The organism is Fodinicola feengrottensis (genome assembly GCF_039530045.1).
Lineage (GTDB): Bacteria > Actinomycetota > Actinomycetes > Mycobacteriales > HKI-0501 > Fodinicola > Fodinicola feengrottensis.
On sequence record NZ_BAAANY010000008.1, the window covers coordinates 514,916 to 529,141 of the forward strand.

Annotated in this window: 15 protein-coding genes; 4 read left to right on the plus strand and 11 right to left on the minus strand. The window is 68.3% G+C overall.

Annotated features, from left to right (window positions below; genetic code table 11):
• Positions 1–20: 20 nt before the first annotated feature.
• Both mobA and ABD301_RS12080 read right to left on the minus strand, forming a co-directional pair.
• Positions 21–818, minus strand: a complete 798-nt coding sequence (gene mobA, locus ABD301_RS12075) for a molybdenum cofactor guanylyltransferase (RefSeq protein ID WP_344309857.1) — start codon at positions 816–818, stop codon at positions 21–23.
• A gap of 14 nt (positions 819–832) precedes the next feature.
• Positions 833–1,483, minus strand: a complete 651-nt coding sequence (locus ABD301_RS12080; RefSeq protein WP_344309859.1) for a hypothetical protein — start codon at positions 1,481–1,483, stop codon at positions 833–835.
• A gap of 60 nt (positions 1,484–1,543) precedes the next feature.
• Here ABD301_RS12080 and ABD301_RS12085 point away from each other — a divergent pair, with 60 nt between their 5' ends.
• The gene (locus tag ABD301_RS12085; protein WP_344309861.1) at positions 1,544–2,230 is read left to right on the plus strand and encodes a response regulator transcription factor; all 687 of its coding nucleotides are present in this window, start codon (positions 1,544–1,546) and stop codon (positions 2,228–2,230) included.
• Here the strand turns inward: ABD301_RS12085 and ABD301_RS12090 are convergent.
• The gene (locus tag ABD301_RS12090; protein ID WP_344309863.1) at positions 2,215–3,528 is read right to left on the minus strand and encodes a HAMP domain-containing sensor histidine kinase; all 1,314 of its coding nucleotides are present in this window, start codon (positions 3,526–3,528) and stop codon (positions 2,215–2,217) included. The genes ABD301_RS12085 and ABD301_RS12090 overlap by 16 nt on opposite strands.
• Before the next feature lie 210 nt (positions 3,529–3,738).
• The gene (locus ABD301_RS12095) at positions 3,739–4,371 is read right to left on the minus strand and encodes an NAD(P)-dependent oxidoreductase (protein ID WP_344309865.1); all 633 of its coding nucleotides are present in this window, start codon (positions 4,369–4,371) and stop codon (positions 3,739–3,741) included.
• 84 nt (positions 4,372–4,455) lie between these two features.
• Between ABD301_RS12095 and ABD301_RS12100 the strand changes: the two genes are divergently transcribed.
• On the plus strand, positions 4,456–5,034 hold the full coding sequence (locus tag ABD301_RS12100) for a TetR/AcrR family transcriptional regulator (protein WP_163571332.1): 579 nt from the start codon (positions 4,456–4,458) through the stop codon (positions 5,032–5,034).
• Positions 5,035–5,082: 48 nt separating this feature from the next.
• On the opposite strand, the gene ABD301_RS12105 is transcribed toward ABD301_RS12100, so the two are convergent.
• Complete coding sequence (locus ABD301_RS12105) at positions 5,083–5,376, minus strand: WhiB family transcriptional regulator (RefSeq protein ID WP_163571334.1); 294 nt, start codon at positions 5,374–5,376, stop codon at positions 5,083–5,085.
• 91 nt (positions 5,377–5,467) lie between these two features.
• The gene (locus ABD301_RS12110) at positions 5,468–5,911 is read right to left on the minus strand and encodes a pyridoxamine 5'-phosphate oxidase family protein (protein ID WP_163571336.1); all 444 of its coding nucleotides are present in this window, start codon (positions 5,909–5,911) and stop codon (positions 5,468–5,470) included.
• Positions 5,912–5,999: 88 nt separating this feature from the next.
• Here ABD301_RS12110 and ABD301_RS12115 point away from each other — a divergent pair, with 88 nt between their 5' ends.
• The gene (locus tag ABD301_RS12115) at positions 6,000–6,788 is read left to right on the plus strand and encodes a DUF427 domain-containing protein (RefSeq protein WP_344309868.1); all 789 of its coding nucleotides are present in this window, start codon (positions 6,000–6,002) and stop codon (positions 6,786–6,788) included.
• Positions 6,789–6,889: 101 nt separating this feature from the next.
• On the opposite strand, the gene ABD301_RS12120 is transcribed toward ABD301_RS12115, so the two are convergent.
• Together ABD301_RS12120 and ABD301_RS12125 are read right to left on the minus strand one after the other, a co-directional pair.
• A complete protein-coding gene (locus tag ABD301_RS12120; protein ID WP_344309870.1) occupies positions 6,890–7,972 on the minus strand; it encodes a hypothetical protein in 1,083 nt (360 codons plus the stop codon).
• Positions 7,973–8,054: 82 nt separating this feature from the next.
• A complete protein-coding gene (locus ABD301_RS12125; RefSeq protein WP_344309872.1) occupies positions 8,055–8,987 on the minus strand; it encodes a fumarylacetoacetate hydrolase family protein in 933 nt (310 codons plus the stop codon).
• Between the two features lie 101 nt (positions 8,988–9,088).
• Here ABD301_RS12125 and ABD301_RS12130 point away from each other — a divergent pair, with 101 nt between their 5' ends.
• Positions 9,089–10,939 carry an acyl-CoA dehydrogenase family protein gene (locus tag ABD301_RS12130; RefSeq protein ID WP_344309874.1) on the plus strand — a complete coding sequence of 617 codons (1,851 nt, stop codon included), beginning with the start codon at positions 9,089–9,091 and terminating at the stop codon, positions 10,937–10,939.
• Here ABD301_RS12130 and araD read toward each other — a convergent pair.
• Genes araD through ABD301_RS12145 form a run of 3 tightly spaced genes read right to left on the minus strand, consistent with a single transcriptional unit; the run spans position 10,926 to position 14,192 of the window.
• Positions 10,926–12,644 carry an L-arabinonate dehydratase gene (gene araD / locus ABD301_RS12135; RefSeq protein ID WP_344309876.1) on the minus strand — a complete coding sequence of 573 codons (1,719 nt, stop codon included), beginning with the start codon at positions 12,642–12,644 and terminating at the stop codon, positions 10,926–10,928. The two genes, ABD301_RS12130 and araD, sit on opposite strands and share 14 nt — an antisense overlap.
• Positions 12,641–13,546 (minus strand): dihydrodipicolinate synthase family protein, encoded by a 906-nt coding sequence (locus ABD301_RS12140; protein ID WP_344309878.1) that lies wholly within the window; start codon positions 13,544–13,546, stop codon positions 12,641–12,643. The genes araD and ABD301_RS12140 overlap by 4 nt, the downstream gene beginning before the upstream one ends.
• Complete coding sequence (locus ABD301_RS12145) at positions 13,536–14,192, minus strand: GntR family transcriptional regulator (RefSeq protein ID WP_344309880.1); 657 nt, start codon at positions 14,190–14,192, stop codon at positions 13,536–13,538. The genes ABD301_RS12140 and ABD301_RS12145 overlap by 11 nt, the downstream gene beginning before the upstream one ends.
• Positions 14,193–14,226 lie beyond the last annotated feature (34 nt).

Below are 14,226 nucleotides of genomic sequence, written 5' to 3' on the forward strand. Positions count from 1 at the left end.
GCATCGCGTCGATGCGGACGTCACGGCCGGGACGGAGAGTGACGGGGGTGGAAGTGGACGGTGTCGCCGGTGACGAGGGGATATGAAGGGTCGTCAATGGGCGGCGAGTCGTTGACGGTGGCGAAGTGGTCGGCGAGCGGGAAGCCGGCCTCGGCGAGGGTGGCGGCGGGTACGAGCGCACCGCCGGGTTGAACGGTGACCAGCGGCGCCGGCTGGGCCAGCGCTGCCCGGTAGTCGGCCGGCTCGTTGACGTTGACCACCGAGGCCAGCTCCGGGTCGGTGGCCGCGAGCACCGGATCGGCGAGCAGCGCCGGCTCGTCCAGGCGTACGACCCGACAGCGCTCGAACAGGAATGCCGGCCGCAGCTGCCGCTCAGCCACCAGGCCGGCGACCAGCGGCGCCAGCGAGGTGCGATAGCCGGCCGCGAGCGGCTGCCGGAACCCGCCGATGATCGGCAGAACGACGTCAGGGCCAGCCTCCCCAGCGGTGTCGGCGTCGAAGGCGGCGAGCACTCGGCGTACGAACGCGACATGCAGGAACGGCAAGTCCGTCGACGACACATACGCCACGTCCGTGCCGGCGGCCGCCAACCCGACCGCGAGCCCTTGTAGCGGACCGAGGCCCTCCGCGTCGTCGTCTCTGACCTCGACGCCGGCCGGCAGGGACGGCAGCGACTGGCCGGCCGCTCGTACGACCACCACCGGCCCATCGACGGCTCGCGCGAGGACACCCACGGTCCGCCGCAGCAGTGTCGAGCCGTGCCAGGGCAGGTCGGCTTTCGACCGGCCCATCCGCGCCGACCGGCCCCCGGCCAACACGATCCCAGCCGCGGTCAGGACGCCTCGGTGAGGTCGACGACCCAGCTGCCGGTGTCGCTGACCTGCGCGAGCACGGTCTCGGTGGTGTCGGTGTCCGGGTTGGTGAACTGCACGATCGCTTTGCGCGCCTGCAGCTTGGTGATGGTGGCCGAGTAGCCCGACTCCGGCTGCGGGTCCTGCACACCCATCTGGCCGTTCTGGTACGTGAACGTGACGCTGCCGTGCCGGGCGTCCACATGCCGGGTCGGCTGGGTCACGTACTGGGACGGCGGTGGGTCCGGGGCCGGCGACGAGGGCGCGGAGGTCGGCGAGTTGCCCAAGGTGACGTCCGGTCCGGTGGCCGGCGCGCCGGTGAGCGTACGGTCGTCCACTCCCGGATGGGCCGCGGCCGGCTTGCCGCTGGTCGGGTGGGGTGCGGCCGGCGGATCGGCGGCCGCCCCGCCGGTGCTGCCGCCGGCCGGTGTGCCCACCCCACCGGATGCCCGATTGGCCAGCTGATGGGACAGATCGGACGCTCCCGCGGGGCCGCTCGCCGGGCTGGTGACGGAAATTGTCCGGTCGACTGGTCGCGGGCCGAGAACCTGGTTAACTGCGTAGCAGACAGCAGCGGTCGCGAGGAGGGTGAAAATGACCCAAACCAAGCCCAAGTGCCGCGCGCTGCTCACGACAGCACAATACTTGACCAACGCACCCTGTTCGCCAACATTGCTGGAATCATCCCCGCCATGAAGCTCCTCCTCGTCGAAGACGACCCGAACGTACGTCGCCTACTCACCGACTACCTGAGGAGCAGTAAGTACGACGTACGGTCGGTGGCCACCGGATCGGCCGGTCTGTCCGAGACGGTGTCCTGGCGACCTGACCTGATCGTGCTGGATCTGGGCCTGCCAGACCTGGACGGCGAGTCTCTGCTGCGGATGATCCGGGCGATCTACTCGGCGCCGGTGCTGATCGTGACAGCGCACGCGGACGAGGAGACCACGATCCGGCTGCTGCACGCCGGCGCGGACGACTACCTGATCAAGCCATTTTCGCCGCCGCACCTGGGCGCCCGGGTGGAGGCGGTGCTGCGCAGGGCCGGGATGTCCACGCCGAGCGCGCCGCTCGCGGTCGGCGCTCTGGAGGTGGACCTGGCCAGTCGGGTGGCGAGCCTGGCCGGCGAGCCGCTCAGCCTGTCCCGCAAGGAGTTCGACCTGCTGGCGCACCTGGCCCGGCGGGCCGGTCAGGTGGTGTCCCGGCGGGAGCTGCTGCGCGAGGTCTGGCATCTGCCCAGCGGCGACGACGATCAGACCATCGACGTGCATTTGTCGTGGCTGCGCCGTAAGCTCGGCGAGACCGCGCAGGCGCCGCGCTACCTGCACACCGTCCGCGGTGTCGGCATCAAACTGGAGCCACCTCAGGCCACCGGCTGACCGGGCTTCTGCGCGTACGGGAAAACCAGCCGCACGCGAGTGCCACCGGCCGGGCTGCGGCCGATCTCCAGCCGGCCGCCGGCTGACTCCACGGTCCGCCGGGCGATGTCCAACCCGAGCCCGGTCGAGCCGGTCGCGCTGGTCCCGCGGCGCAGTGCCCGGGCCGGCGCCGCGATGCCCGGGCCGGCGTCGTCGACCACCACCGACACGCCGGCCGCGGCCTGGATCACCTGGATGTGCGCGGCGGCGCCCGGCGGGGTGTGCCGAATGACGTTGCCCAGCAGCGCGTCCAGCGCCGCGTCCAGGTCCTTCTCCGCCACCGCCACGATCGCCGGCTGGTCGGACGTACGGTGAAACGCCCAGTGCCGGCCCTGTTCCTCGGCCAGCGCCGACCAGAACCGGGTCCGGTCGGCGACCGCTGAGGCCACGTCCGTACGGGCCGGCGGCCGGGGCGTACGGGCCCGCCGGCTCTCCGCAATCAACGCGTCCACCTCGCGTTCCAACGACACGGCCGCGTCCAGGATCTGCTCGCGATCGGGTCCCGCCGGCAGCGCCTCGGCGCTGAACCGGAGCGCGGTCAGCGGGGTCCGGAGCCGGTGGGAGAGGTCCGCGACCATCTCCCGCTCGGCCGCGAGCAGCGCCACGATCCGGTCCGCCAGCTCGTTCAGCGCCTGACCAGCGGCCATGATCTCCGGTGGCCCGGCGGGCCGGACCCGGGTGTCCAGCGCGCCGGTGCCCAGCGCGTGGGCGGCCGCCGCCAGCCGCTTGGTCGGCCGGACCGTACCGGTGGCCAGCCGGTCCGCGACGAAGACCGCCACCGCGACCAGCAACACCGTGCTGACCGCGCAGATCGCCAGCGCCAGTGGCAGGCTCTGGTGCAGCTGGGCGTCGGTCACGTAGACGGCCACCACCGCGGTCCCACCCTGCGGCATCGAGACGGGGCTGAGCAGGATCTCGCCGCCGTCGGTCGGCACCGTCAGCGGCGTACCGGCGGCTCGTACTCGCGGCAGCGCGGCGGCCGCCGCCGGGGCCAGGTTGGCGCCCAGCACCGAGCCGTCCGTCATCGAGACAGCCACCCGATGGTCTCGGCCCGCCGCGGTCTGTGCGATGGCCCGGTTGAGGGTGCCACGGTCCGTCGTCACCAGCAGCGCGCTGCCGATCAGGTACGCCTGGCGCTCGGCCTCCGACCGGGCCGCCCGCTCCGCCGTGGCGACCAGCAGCGACGCCAACGGCACCAGGAACACCACGGCCATCATCGCGGTGACGGCGATGGCGACCAGCATGAACCTGCGCCTCATCGGCACATCTTCTCCCGTACGGCAACCGCACGCGCGCTCTGGTCGTCCTAGGTCCTGTCTGGTTATTGCGGTGGGATGAGAGTCGAGATTCAGGAGCTGGCTGGTGGTGCCGCGGGGAAGCCTTCATAGCAGCGCTATGGGGGCTTTTCCGCGGTGCCGCCAGGCGGCTCCTGGGCTCGGCTATCGCCCGTCGCAATAACCAGACAGGGCCTAGTTCGCGAGAGCGACCGCGGTGCGTACGGACGCGGGGTCGGCCAGGACGCGCAGGATGCCGTCGGCGAGGTCCGCGCGGGAGATTCGGTTGCCGCCGCGGATGGTGTGGTCGACCGCGGTGCGGTAGGTGCCGGTGCGCGGGCCGTCGGTGAGCATTGGCGGCCGCATCAGCGTCCAGTCCAGGTCGGTGGCCCGGATGATGTCCTCCATCCGGGCCATGTCCGCCCAGCCTTCGCGAAGGAGCCGGCTGAGGATGGGTTTGGCGACGAATCGGGTGATCGGGCCGTCGGCGGCGTCGCGGATCATGCCGCTGTTGCTGACCGCGACCAGCCGCTGAACGCCTTGCGCTGCCATTGCCTTGGCGATGCTGGTCGCGCTGTCGGTGCAGACGCGGTGCGGGCCGCCGCCGCGGCCGCCGAGCGCGGACGCGATGGCGTCCCGGCCGGCGATGGCCGAGCCGATGGACTCAGGGTCCATCACGTCGGCGCGTACGACGGTGAGCAGCGGGTGGGTCTCGGTCAGTTTGGCCGGGTCGCGGACCACGGCGGTCACGTCGTGGCCGGCCGCGCAGGCCTGCCGTACGAGCTGCTGGCCGGTGCCGCCGGTGGCGCCGAAAACGGTGATCTTCACGGCTGTCTCCTATAGTGGTTAGTGAGCATTCACTAACCACTATAGTGAGTGAGCACCCACTAACTGTCAAGCGAGGAGATCCGCATGAGTACGCGTGACCGGATGGTCGACGCGGCGGCGTACGTCATGCGTACGCGCGGCCTGGCCCGGGCCACCACCAAGGAGATCGCGAAGGAGGCCGGCTTCTCCGAAGCGGCGCTCTACAAGCACTTTCGCGACAAGACCGACCTGTTCCTGGCCGTGCTGAACGAGCGCGTCCCGAGCGACTTCGGGGTGGTGCTGGCGGGCTTGGCCGGACTGGTCGGTCGCGAGCCGCTGGCCGAGGTGCTGGAGCGAGTCGCTCGTACGGCCATCGCGTACTACCGCGAGACGTTCCCGATGGCGGCCTCGCTCTACTCGGAGCCGCAACTGCTCGCCGCGCATCGTAAGGCGCTGCTGGAAAGGGGCGCTGGGCCGCACCGCCCGCGAGCCGCATTGGCCGGCTATCTGGCCGCTGAGCAGGCACTGGGCAGACTGCACCCGGACGCCGACCCGGTGGCCGCCGCTCAGCTGCTGCTCGGCGGCTGCCTGCAGACCGCCTTCCTGGCCACCTTCGCCGCCGAGCCCGAGCCGGTCGACCTCCCGCTCGTTCGTACGCTGGTTACCGGCCTGAACCCTCCGTGAGGGTGACGTTTTCGCCGGATGGATCCGGCGAGGAGACCGGCGAAAACGTCACCTTCGCGAGGGGTTCAGCCGGCCAGCGACCAGCGCGCGGCGGTCGTCCTCGGTCTGACCGCCCCAAATGCCGTACTGCTCCTGGGCCGACAGTGCGTGTTTGCGGCACTGGGCAAGGACAGGGCAGCTTTGGCAGATCTGCTGCGCCTCGGCGGCCCGGTTGGCCCGGGCCGCTCCGCGCTCGTTGTCGGGATGAAAGAACAGTGAGCTGTCCATGTCGCGGCAGGCCGCACTCAGCTGCCACTCCCACTGGGACACCAGGGCTGCTGGCAGGAGTTTCACGTTCGGCATGTCAGCGCCTTCCCTCTCTCGACCCGATCTGATCAGCCGCTGATTACCCAGCCAGCCGGTGATCGAAACACGGTTCGGGAGAGGTGTCTTTTTAGACGTGCCCGACGGATCGCTCCGGGGTGACCAACACGGCGACCCGGCGCTCGTCGCGCATGACCTTGTCGTACGTGTCGAAGTCGTCGTGCGTGCCGCCGGCCGCGGTGAAGATCTCCCGCAGCAGAAGCCGCAGCCGCTCGGCATCCACGCCTTCGGCGGGGTCGTCCGGCCCGATCAGCCGTACCGGTCCCTCCACCGCGGCCCACTTCCAGCCCACCCGGATCGCCACGTTCGCGCGGGGCCGCTCGCGCAGGTTGCTGAGCTTGTTCACCCCGCCGATCGCCACGAAAGCCACCACCGGCTCGCCGGTCAAGGGGTGGTCGACGACGCTGGCGTTGACGACCGACGCCTGGATTGTGCCGTCCTTGCGCAGAGTGGTCACCGTGACGAGGCCGTGCTCGCCGGCGACCAGCTGCCGGAATCCGCTGAGGTCCTTCATACTCGGCAGCCTATGGGCGGTGGCCGGGAACAGGCTCGCGGCCGATGATGTTGTCGCGGAAGACACTTTTCTCGCGAGGAGGATCGGCGTGAGTCTGACACTGGGCGGCGGGCCACTGGCCGCCAACGCACCGAGCACGGTGAACTACCGGATAGACGGACCGGCCCACAAACTGTTCTTCCGCCCGTTCCCGCGCCGGGTGCGCGCGGTGCTGAACGGCGAGACGGTGGTGGACACCGACCGCGGCATGCTGTTGTACGAGAGCAACCTGCTGCCCACGCTTTACGTGCCGGAAGAGGATCTGCGGGCCGCCCTGCTGACCCCGACCGACCACACGACGCACTGCCCATTCAAGGGCGACGCCTCGTACCGCACCATCACCGTCGGCGATCGCGTCGAAGAGAACGCCGTCTGGCACTATCCGGCGCCCATCGAGACCGCGTCGTGGCTGAAGGGCTATGCGGCGCTCTACTGGGAAAAGATCGACCAGTGGCTGGATGAGGACGAGGAAGTGCTCGGCCACCTCCGCGACCCGTACCACCGCGTCGACATTCGTACGAGCAGCCGCAAAGTCGTCGTGCGGGCCGGCGATGTGGTGCTGGCCGAGAGCAGCCGCCCGTTCGTGTTGTCCGAAACCGGACTGCCGAACCGTTACTACATCCCGCGCGACGACGTACGCAACGATGTGTTGTCAGCGACCAGAACGTCGACTGTCTGCCCGTACAAGGGGACGGCTTCGTACGTACGCACCGCCGCCATCGACGACGTGGCGTGGCTCTACGAGCAGCCGCTCGCCGAGTCGCTGCCGATCGCCGGCGCGGTCGCTTTCGACACCTCCAAGGTCACCGTCGAGGTCGACGGCGTGAAGGTCGACTAATCACTTCCTACCAGGATCCACCGAAGTACGCGGGTCGCCGGATCTGTCACACCCGGCGGGAAGACTCGAGTTCGGGGGCGGCATTTTTCGCCGGCGGGACACTAGCTCATCGCTTTGTGCAGGTTTTCCAGTAGTTCCTGCCATTTCGGAGAAACGCCGAAGGCCTGCATGGCGATGGGCAGCAGCAACAGTGCGTTGTTGATCGTGAACCGGCGCCGGATCGGCGCGCTGACTGGCCATGTCGTCATGGTCTCGATGACGGAATAACGCTCGCCGAGCCAGGCCAGCCGCATCTCCAATGTCAGCCGCTGGTCCGGCGCCGCGCTCAACAACTGCCTTCGTACGGACGCGGCTTCCTGGCTGTGCCGGTCCGCCTGCACCATCAGTTCCGCCTTCTCGCGGACCATCAGCCGGTGGAAAGCCAGCAATGGCACCACAAACGCGAGGACCTCAAGCAACAACACTAAAGCCAGAAAGGCCGCGTACGGGCCGCGCCACACCGCGTATTTGCCCAGCGCCGGGATGATCAGCCACCAGATCGCCAGAAAACTGGCCGGCAGCGCCAGAATCCCGGCCTGGAAGAAGTAGAGATTGCCGATCGGTCGCAGCCCGGCGGCGCCGTCGAAGTTGTCCGGCTCGGGCTTGACGGTCAGCGCGCTGTGCTCCAGCCGGCGGCCCAGTCGGCCGTAACCCACAGCCCTGCCAATGAAAAGTCCGGCGAGCGCGGCACCGGCCACCTCCGCGACAATGACCGCCGGTCGGGTGACGATCATCGCGCCGTAGGCGAAAAGCCAGCTGCCCAGCACACAAAGCGCGATGCCGGCGGCCGGCACCACACTTGCCCGCCGGACGGATTTGTGCAGCGTGTCCGTGAAATCGGCGAAGTCGTCCGGGTCGGCCGGGTCGGCGACCAGAATCCCGCGGTTGGCCAGCCGGCTGAGGGTCTGCTGCACCCGGTCCGGCAGGTCCAGCGCCATCCGCAAAGCCACCAGCAGCACGACCATCCCGCTGACGAACAGCCAGTCCCAGTGGACCAGGTCGAAGCCGATCGGGATGACTTCGTACGCACCAACCAGAACAAGCATCACCACCACAACCCACACGTACCAGCGGCGAAGGAACCGCTCGGCCGGCCACAGCGCGAAATCGGGCGCCAGCGGCGCGGGCGGGAAAGGTGCGGCCACGGGAATGATTGTGCCCGCTCACCGTCCGTCACACCATCGATCATTCGGGCTCGCCTGACCGCTGCCAGAGGCAGGCCGGCTCTTAGGAAAGCTGTATGTCCGGCCGCCGGCGGGGGTCGGCGGCGGCGTCTACCAGCCAGTTGAGGGCGTCGATGCCGGCGACAACGGTGTTGCGCAGGGTGCCGACCTCCTCGATCGAGATGCGTACGAGGTCGCCGGCCGTCAGGGTGAAGTCGATGGGCGGGACGATGCCGGTGCCGGTGGAGAGCACGGCGCCGTCCGGGAAGGGCTGGCACTGGAACAGGTAGTCGACCAGTTCCGGCAGCTTGCGATGAAAGGCCGCGGTGGTGATCGACTCGTCGAAGACGCAGTTGCCGGCTCGGTCGATTTGCAGCCGGATGGTCAGGTCGGGCACCGCGGGCAGCTCCCAGGCGGGCCGGATGCCGGCGGAAATGGCACAGCTGCCCGCATAGACCTTGGCCTGCGGGAGGTAAAGCGGGTTCTCGCCCTCGATCGAGCGCGAGCTCACGTCGTTGGCGACCAGGTAGCCGACGATCTCGGCATGCCGGTTGGCGACCAGCGCGAGCTCGGGTTCGGGCACGTTGAGCGGGGAATCGGTGCGTACGGCGATCGGCTCGCCTTCGGTGACCACTCGCCACGGCAGCGCCTTGAAGAACAACTCCGGCCGCTGGGCGTCGTAAACCTTCTCGTACACCGACTGCTCGGTGCTCTCCTGGACGCGCGCCTCGCGGGACCGTTGGTACGTCACGCCGGCTGCCCAGATCTCGGTACGGCCGTCCACCGGCGGCAGTAGTTGCACGTCGCCGACCGCGGAGACCGCCGGGGTGCTGGCCGTCCGCTCGGTCAGCTCGCGCAGGTCATCGATGCCCAGCCGCAGCAACGATCCGACTTTGAGCTGGTCGAGGAAAACCCGCAGTCCAGCGTCGGCTTGCAGGGCCTCGGCGAGCCCGACCCGCACGTCCCCGTACTGGTCGACGAATCTGACGATATGCATGCCTGCACCCTATGCGTGAGCGCTGCGACAGGCGGACCGGGTGCGATCGTTTTACGCTGGGAAACGGCACATTTCGCGAGGCGGAACATTTCGGAGGGCCGATGAAGCCGGTGGACGTGCGGAGCCTGCGGACTCTGGTGGACGGTCGCTGGGCGGACGTACGCGCGAAAACCCGCGACCATCTCAACCGGTTCGAGCCGACGGACGGCCTGGAGACGGACGCACACCGCGAGCAGGTTTTCCGGCGGATGAAGTCGTTGGCCGCCAGCGGCTACGCCGGGCTGGCGTTTCCGGCCGCGGTCGGCGGCGACGATGACCTTGGCGGTTCGGTCGCGTCGTTCGAAATGCTCGCGTACGGTGACCTGTCCCTGATGGTGAAGGCCGGCGTCCAATGGGGACTTTTCGGTGGCGCCATTCAGGCTCTGGGCACCGAGCGACACCACCGCGAATACCTGCCGGCGGTGATGAGCCTCGACCTGCCCGGCTGTTTCGCGATGACCGAGACGGGGCATGGCTCAGACGTACAAAACCTGCGGACAACCGCGCTTTACGATCCCGCTTCGCGGGAATTCGTGATTTACACACCTGATGAGAGCGCCCGAAAGGACTACATCGGCAATGCTGCCATGCACGGCCGGATGGCGGTGGTTTTCGCGCAGTTGACGACCAAGGGGGAAGGGCACGGCGTACACGCCTTCCTGGTGCCGATCCGGGATTCCGCTGGCAAGACGGTCCCCGGCGTATGGATCGGTGACTGCGGTCGAAAAGCCGGGTTGAACGGGGTCGACAACGGGCGCTTGAAGTTTGATCACGTAAGGGTGCCCCGCGAGGCACTTCTCAACCGTTATGGCGATGTTTCGCCGGACGGCGACTATTGGAGCCCGATCCAGAACCCGTCCCGGCGGTTCTTCACCATGGTCGGTACGCTGATCCGCGGCCGGATCAGCGTGGCCGGGGCCGCCGGCAGCGCCACCAAAATGGCGCTGGCGATCGCGATCCGGTACGGCCAGCGGCGTCGCCAGTTCGACGCACCGATCCTGGATTTCCTCGCCCACCAGCGAAAGCTGCTGCCGGCGCTGGCGACGACGTACGCGTTGCATTTCGCCCAGGAACAGCTCGTGTCGACCATGCACGACCTGCACGCCGCCGATCGGGTCGACGATCACGCGCAACGTGAGTTGGAAGCGCGGGCGGCCGGCATCAAGGCCGTCGCCACGGAGCACGCGACCACTACCATTCAGACCTGTCGGCAGGCCTGCGGTGGCGCTGGCTACCTGTCCGAGAACCGGTTGCCGCAGCTCAAAGCGGACACCGATGTCTTCACCACCTTCGAGGGCGACAACACCGTTTTGTTGCAGCTGGCCGCGAAAGGGCTGTTGACCAGCTATCGCGACCATCTCGGCGACCTGGACATGCTCGGCATGGTCCGGTTCGTGGCCGACCACGTGATGGAAACCGTCATCGAGGCAACCGCCACCCGGCCGTTGTGGGAAGGCTTACGAGACGCCGATCTGACCGACCGCGTCTTCCAGCTGAAGCTCTTTGAGGACCGCGAAAACCACCTCCTGGACGGGGTCGCGCGCCGGCTTCGCCGAGCTGGCAAGGACAACGCCTTCGAGGTCTTCAACGCGGCTCAGGATCACCTGTTGGCGACCGGGCGAGCCCACATCGACCGCATCGTGTTGGAAGCTTTCGTGGCCGGCATGGAAAGCTGCCCCGACCCGGAGGTGGCCGCCCTGTTGGGAAAGGTCTGCGACCTGCACGTGTTGTGCACTGTGGAGGCCGATCGCGGCTGGTTCCTGGAACACGGCCGGCTCACCCCGAGCCGGTCGAAATCGGTCACCCGCCTGATCAATCAGTTGTGCGCCGAGCTACGCTCGTCCGCCGAGATACTCGTCGACGGCTTCGCCATCCCGGAGGCGGCGCTGGCCACTCCCATCACCGCGGATTAGGGTCCGGATTCTTTCCCGGCCGGGCCAGGAAGTCGAAGTCGCAGCCATGGTTGGCCTGGGTGACGTGTGCTTGGTAGAGGGCGCCATAACCGCGTTCGTACCGGTCCGGCGGTGACTGCCATTGCGCCTTGCGCTGGGCCCATTCCCGGTCGCTGATGTCGAGGGTGAGCTGGCGCGCCGGCACGTCCAGAGTGATCAGGTCGCCGGTGCGTACGAGTGCGAGCGGACCACCGACGAACGATTCCGGCGCCACGTGCAGCACGCAGGCACCATAGCTGGTGCCACTCATCCGGGCATCGGAAATCCGGACCATGTCCCGAATGCCCTGCCTCAGCAGTACGTCCGGGATCGGCAGCATCCCGTACTCGGGCATGCCGGGACCACCCAGTGGGCCGGCGTTTTGGAGCACCAGGACCGAATCGGCGTCCACCTTCAGGTCGGGGTCGTTCACCCGGTTCTGCATGTCTTTGTAGTCCCGGAAAACGATCGCCGGTCCGGTGTGCTGCAGCAGCCGCTCCTGCGCGGCGATGTGTTTGATGACCGCGCCGTCCGGCGCGAGGTTTCCGGAAAGCACGGCCAAACCGCCGTCCGTGGACAATGGGTTCGACCGAGGCCGAATCACCTCCGGGCGGTGCACGATCGCGCCGTCCAGGTGCTCTCCGAGCGTACGCCCGGTGACCGTCACTCGGTCGAGGTGCAGCAGATCCTTGATTTGCCCGAGCAGAGCGGGAAGGCCGCCGGCGTAATAGAAATCCTCCATCAGGAACTCGCCACCCGGCCGGATGTTCGCCAGCACCGGGGTTTGCCGCGCGATGCGGTCGAAATCGGCGAGGCTGAGGCCGATCTCGCTGCGCCGGGCCATCGCGATCAGGTGGATGACCGCGTTCGTCGAGCCGCCGAGCGCGATGACGGTGGCCACCGCGTCGGCGTACGCGTCCGCGGTCAGAATTTCGTTGATCGTCAGGTCTTCCCACACCATGTCGACGATCCGCAGCCCGGTCGCGGCAGCCAGCCGGTGATGTCCGGAGTCGACCGCCGGGATCGAGGCAGCGCCTGGCAGCGTCATCCCCAGCACCTCGGCGGCCGAGGTCATCGTGGACGCGGTGCCCATCGTCATACAGTGGCCGGGGGACCGGTTGATGCCCGATTCCAGCTCGGTCCATTCACAGTCGCTGACGTTGCCGGCTCGGCGTTCGTCCCAGTATTTCCACATGTCCGTGCCGCTGCCGAGCACCTCGCCGCGCCAGTTTCCGCGCAACATCGGCCCCGCCGGCAAGTAGATAGCCGGCAGGCCGGCACTCGCGGCGCCCATCAGCAACGCCGGGGTGGTTTTGTCGCAGCCGCCCATCAGCACGGCACCGTCGATGGGGTACGACCGAAGCAGCTCTTCGGTCTCCATCGCGAGCAGGTTCCTGTAGAGCATCGGTGTTGGTTTTTGGTACGTCTCCGACAAAGTGGCGACCGGGAACTCCACCGGATAGCCACCGGCCTGCCACACTCCCCGAGCGACTTCCTCGGCACGCTCCCGGAAATGCAGGTGGCACGGGTTGATCCCGCTGTACGTGTTGAGGATCCCGATCACCGGTTTTCCCAGGTGTTCCTCGGGATTGAGGCCGAGCTGGCGACTGCGCGACCGGTGGCTGAAGGACCGCAGCCCGTCTCCGCCGTACCACGCCTGGCTGCGCAGGTCTTCGCGTTTTTTCATCGCAGAGCCCAGCGTTTCAGGATGTCGGTGACCGCGGCCGCATCTTCCGGCGAGGGAACCGTGCTCGGTGCCCGTACGTCCCGGCGGCACAGCCCGAGCTGGGCCAGCGCTTCCTTGACGATGCTCACATTGTTCGCGTTCTCCGAAGCCGCGCGCAGCTGTTCGAATGGCCGGATCAAGTCCCACACCTTCATCGCCGCCGGGAAATCGTTGGCCCGTAACGCTGCCAGCATGCGCAACGAGATCTCCGGGGCCACGTTCGCCAGCCCGGAGGTGAACCCGCGGGCACCGGCGCTCCAGGCACTCGGTGCGTACGGCTCGGCCAGCCCGGCGATCCAGGTGAACCGGTCGGCGCCGGCGTCGGCCACCGTGCCGGCGAACCGGACCGGATCGGGCACCGCGTATTTGATGCCGACCACATTCGGGCAACGCGCACCGAGCTCGCGCAGCTCGGCGCCGCCGATCCGGGCGCTGCGTACGTACAGGACGACGCCGATTTCCGGGACAGCGTTGGCGATCGCGGCGTGGTAGTCGATCCAACCGGCCAGCGACACGTGCGGGTGCACCGGCTGATGGATCATGATCAGCTCGGCGCCCATCTCGCTGGCGTGCAGCGCGGCATCGACCGCGGTCGGCACGTCGTGGCCGACGCCGACCAGCACTTTTGCGCGGGACCCAACGGTTTTCACGGTCAGCTCGGTGGCCAACCGGGCCTCCGCGTGAGTCAGTGCGTAGAACTCGCTGGTGTTCCCATTGGGGGTGACCACGCCGATCCCGCCGTCGACCAGCCGCTCGAGAAGGCGCGCATAAGCCTGCGTGTCGACCCACCCGTCGCCGCCGTACGGCGTCACCGGAATGGCGACCACAGTGGACAATGCGGCTCTGAGCTGGTCAGCGTCCATGCTGTCCTTTCGGCAGGTCGGCCGCGATCCGGTCGACGAAGGTCTGGATGTGTTGCTGGAGCAGAAAAGCGGCCAGGTCCGGGTCGGATTTCTCGGCGGCGGCGAGGATCGCGGCGTGTTCGCTCGCCTCCTCGTCCCAGCTGGGCACCAGGCCCCAGCCGGCGACGGTGATCAGGGCCGCCTGGTCGCGCAAGTCGTCCAGCGCTTGGACCATCAGCGGGTTGCCGCAGCCGGCGTAGAGCGCGCGGTGGAAATCCCGGTTGACCAGGCTCAGCTCGGCCTTCGAGCGGGTTTTCGCGGCCTTTCGCAGGGCAGCCCGGGCGGCGGTCAGGTCGGCGCCGACGCGTACGGCCCGGTGCACTGCGGCTGGCTCGACGGCCAGCCGCAGGTCGTAGACGGCATACGCCATGTCGGCGTCGACGATCCGTACGGACGCACCCTTGAACTGGCTCATCGTCACCAGCCCGGTGCCGGCCAGCGTCTTCAACGCTTCGCGTACCGGCGTCTTGGACACTCCGAAGCTCTCGGCCAGCTCGGTCTCCACCAGCTGCTGGCCGGGCACCAACTCGCCGGACAGGATCAGCTGCCGGATCGTGACCAGCACAAACTCGGTCCTGGACGCGGGCGGTACGAGCATCCTCGGCATCTCGTCTCCCTCTGGCATCTGATGTCTCATATAT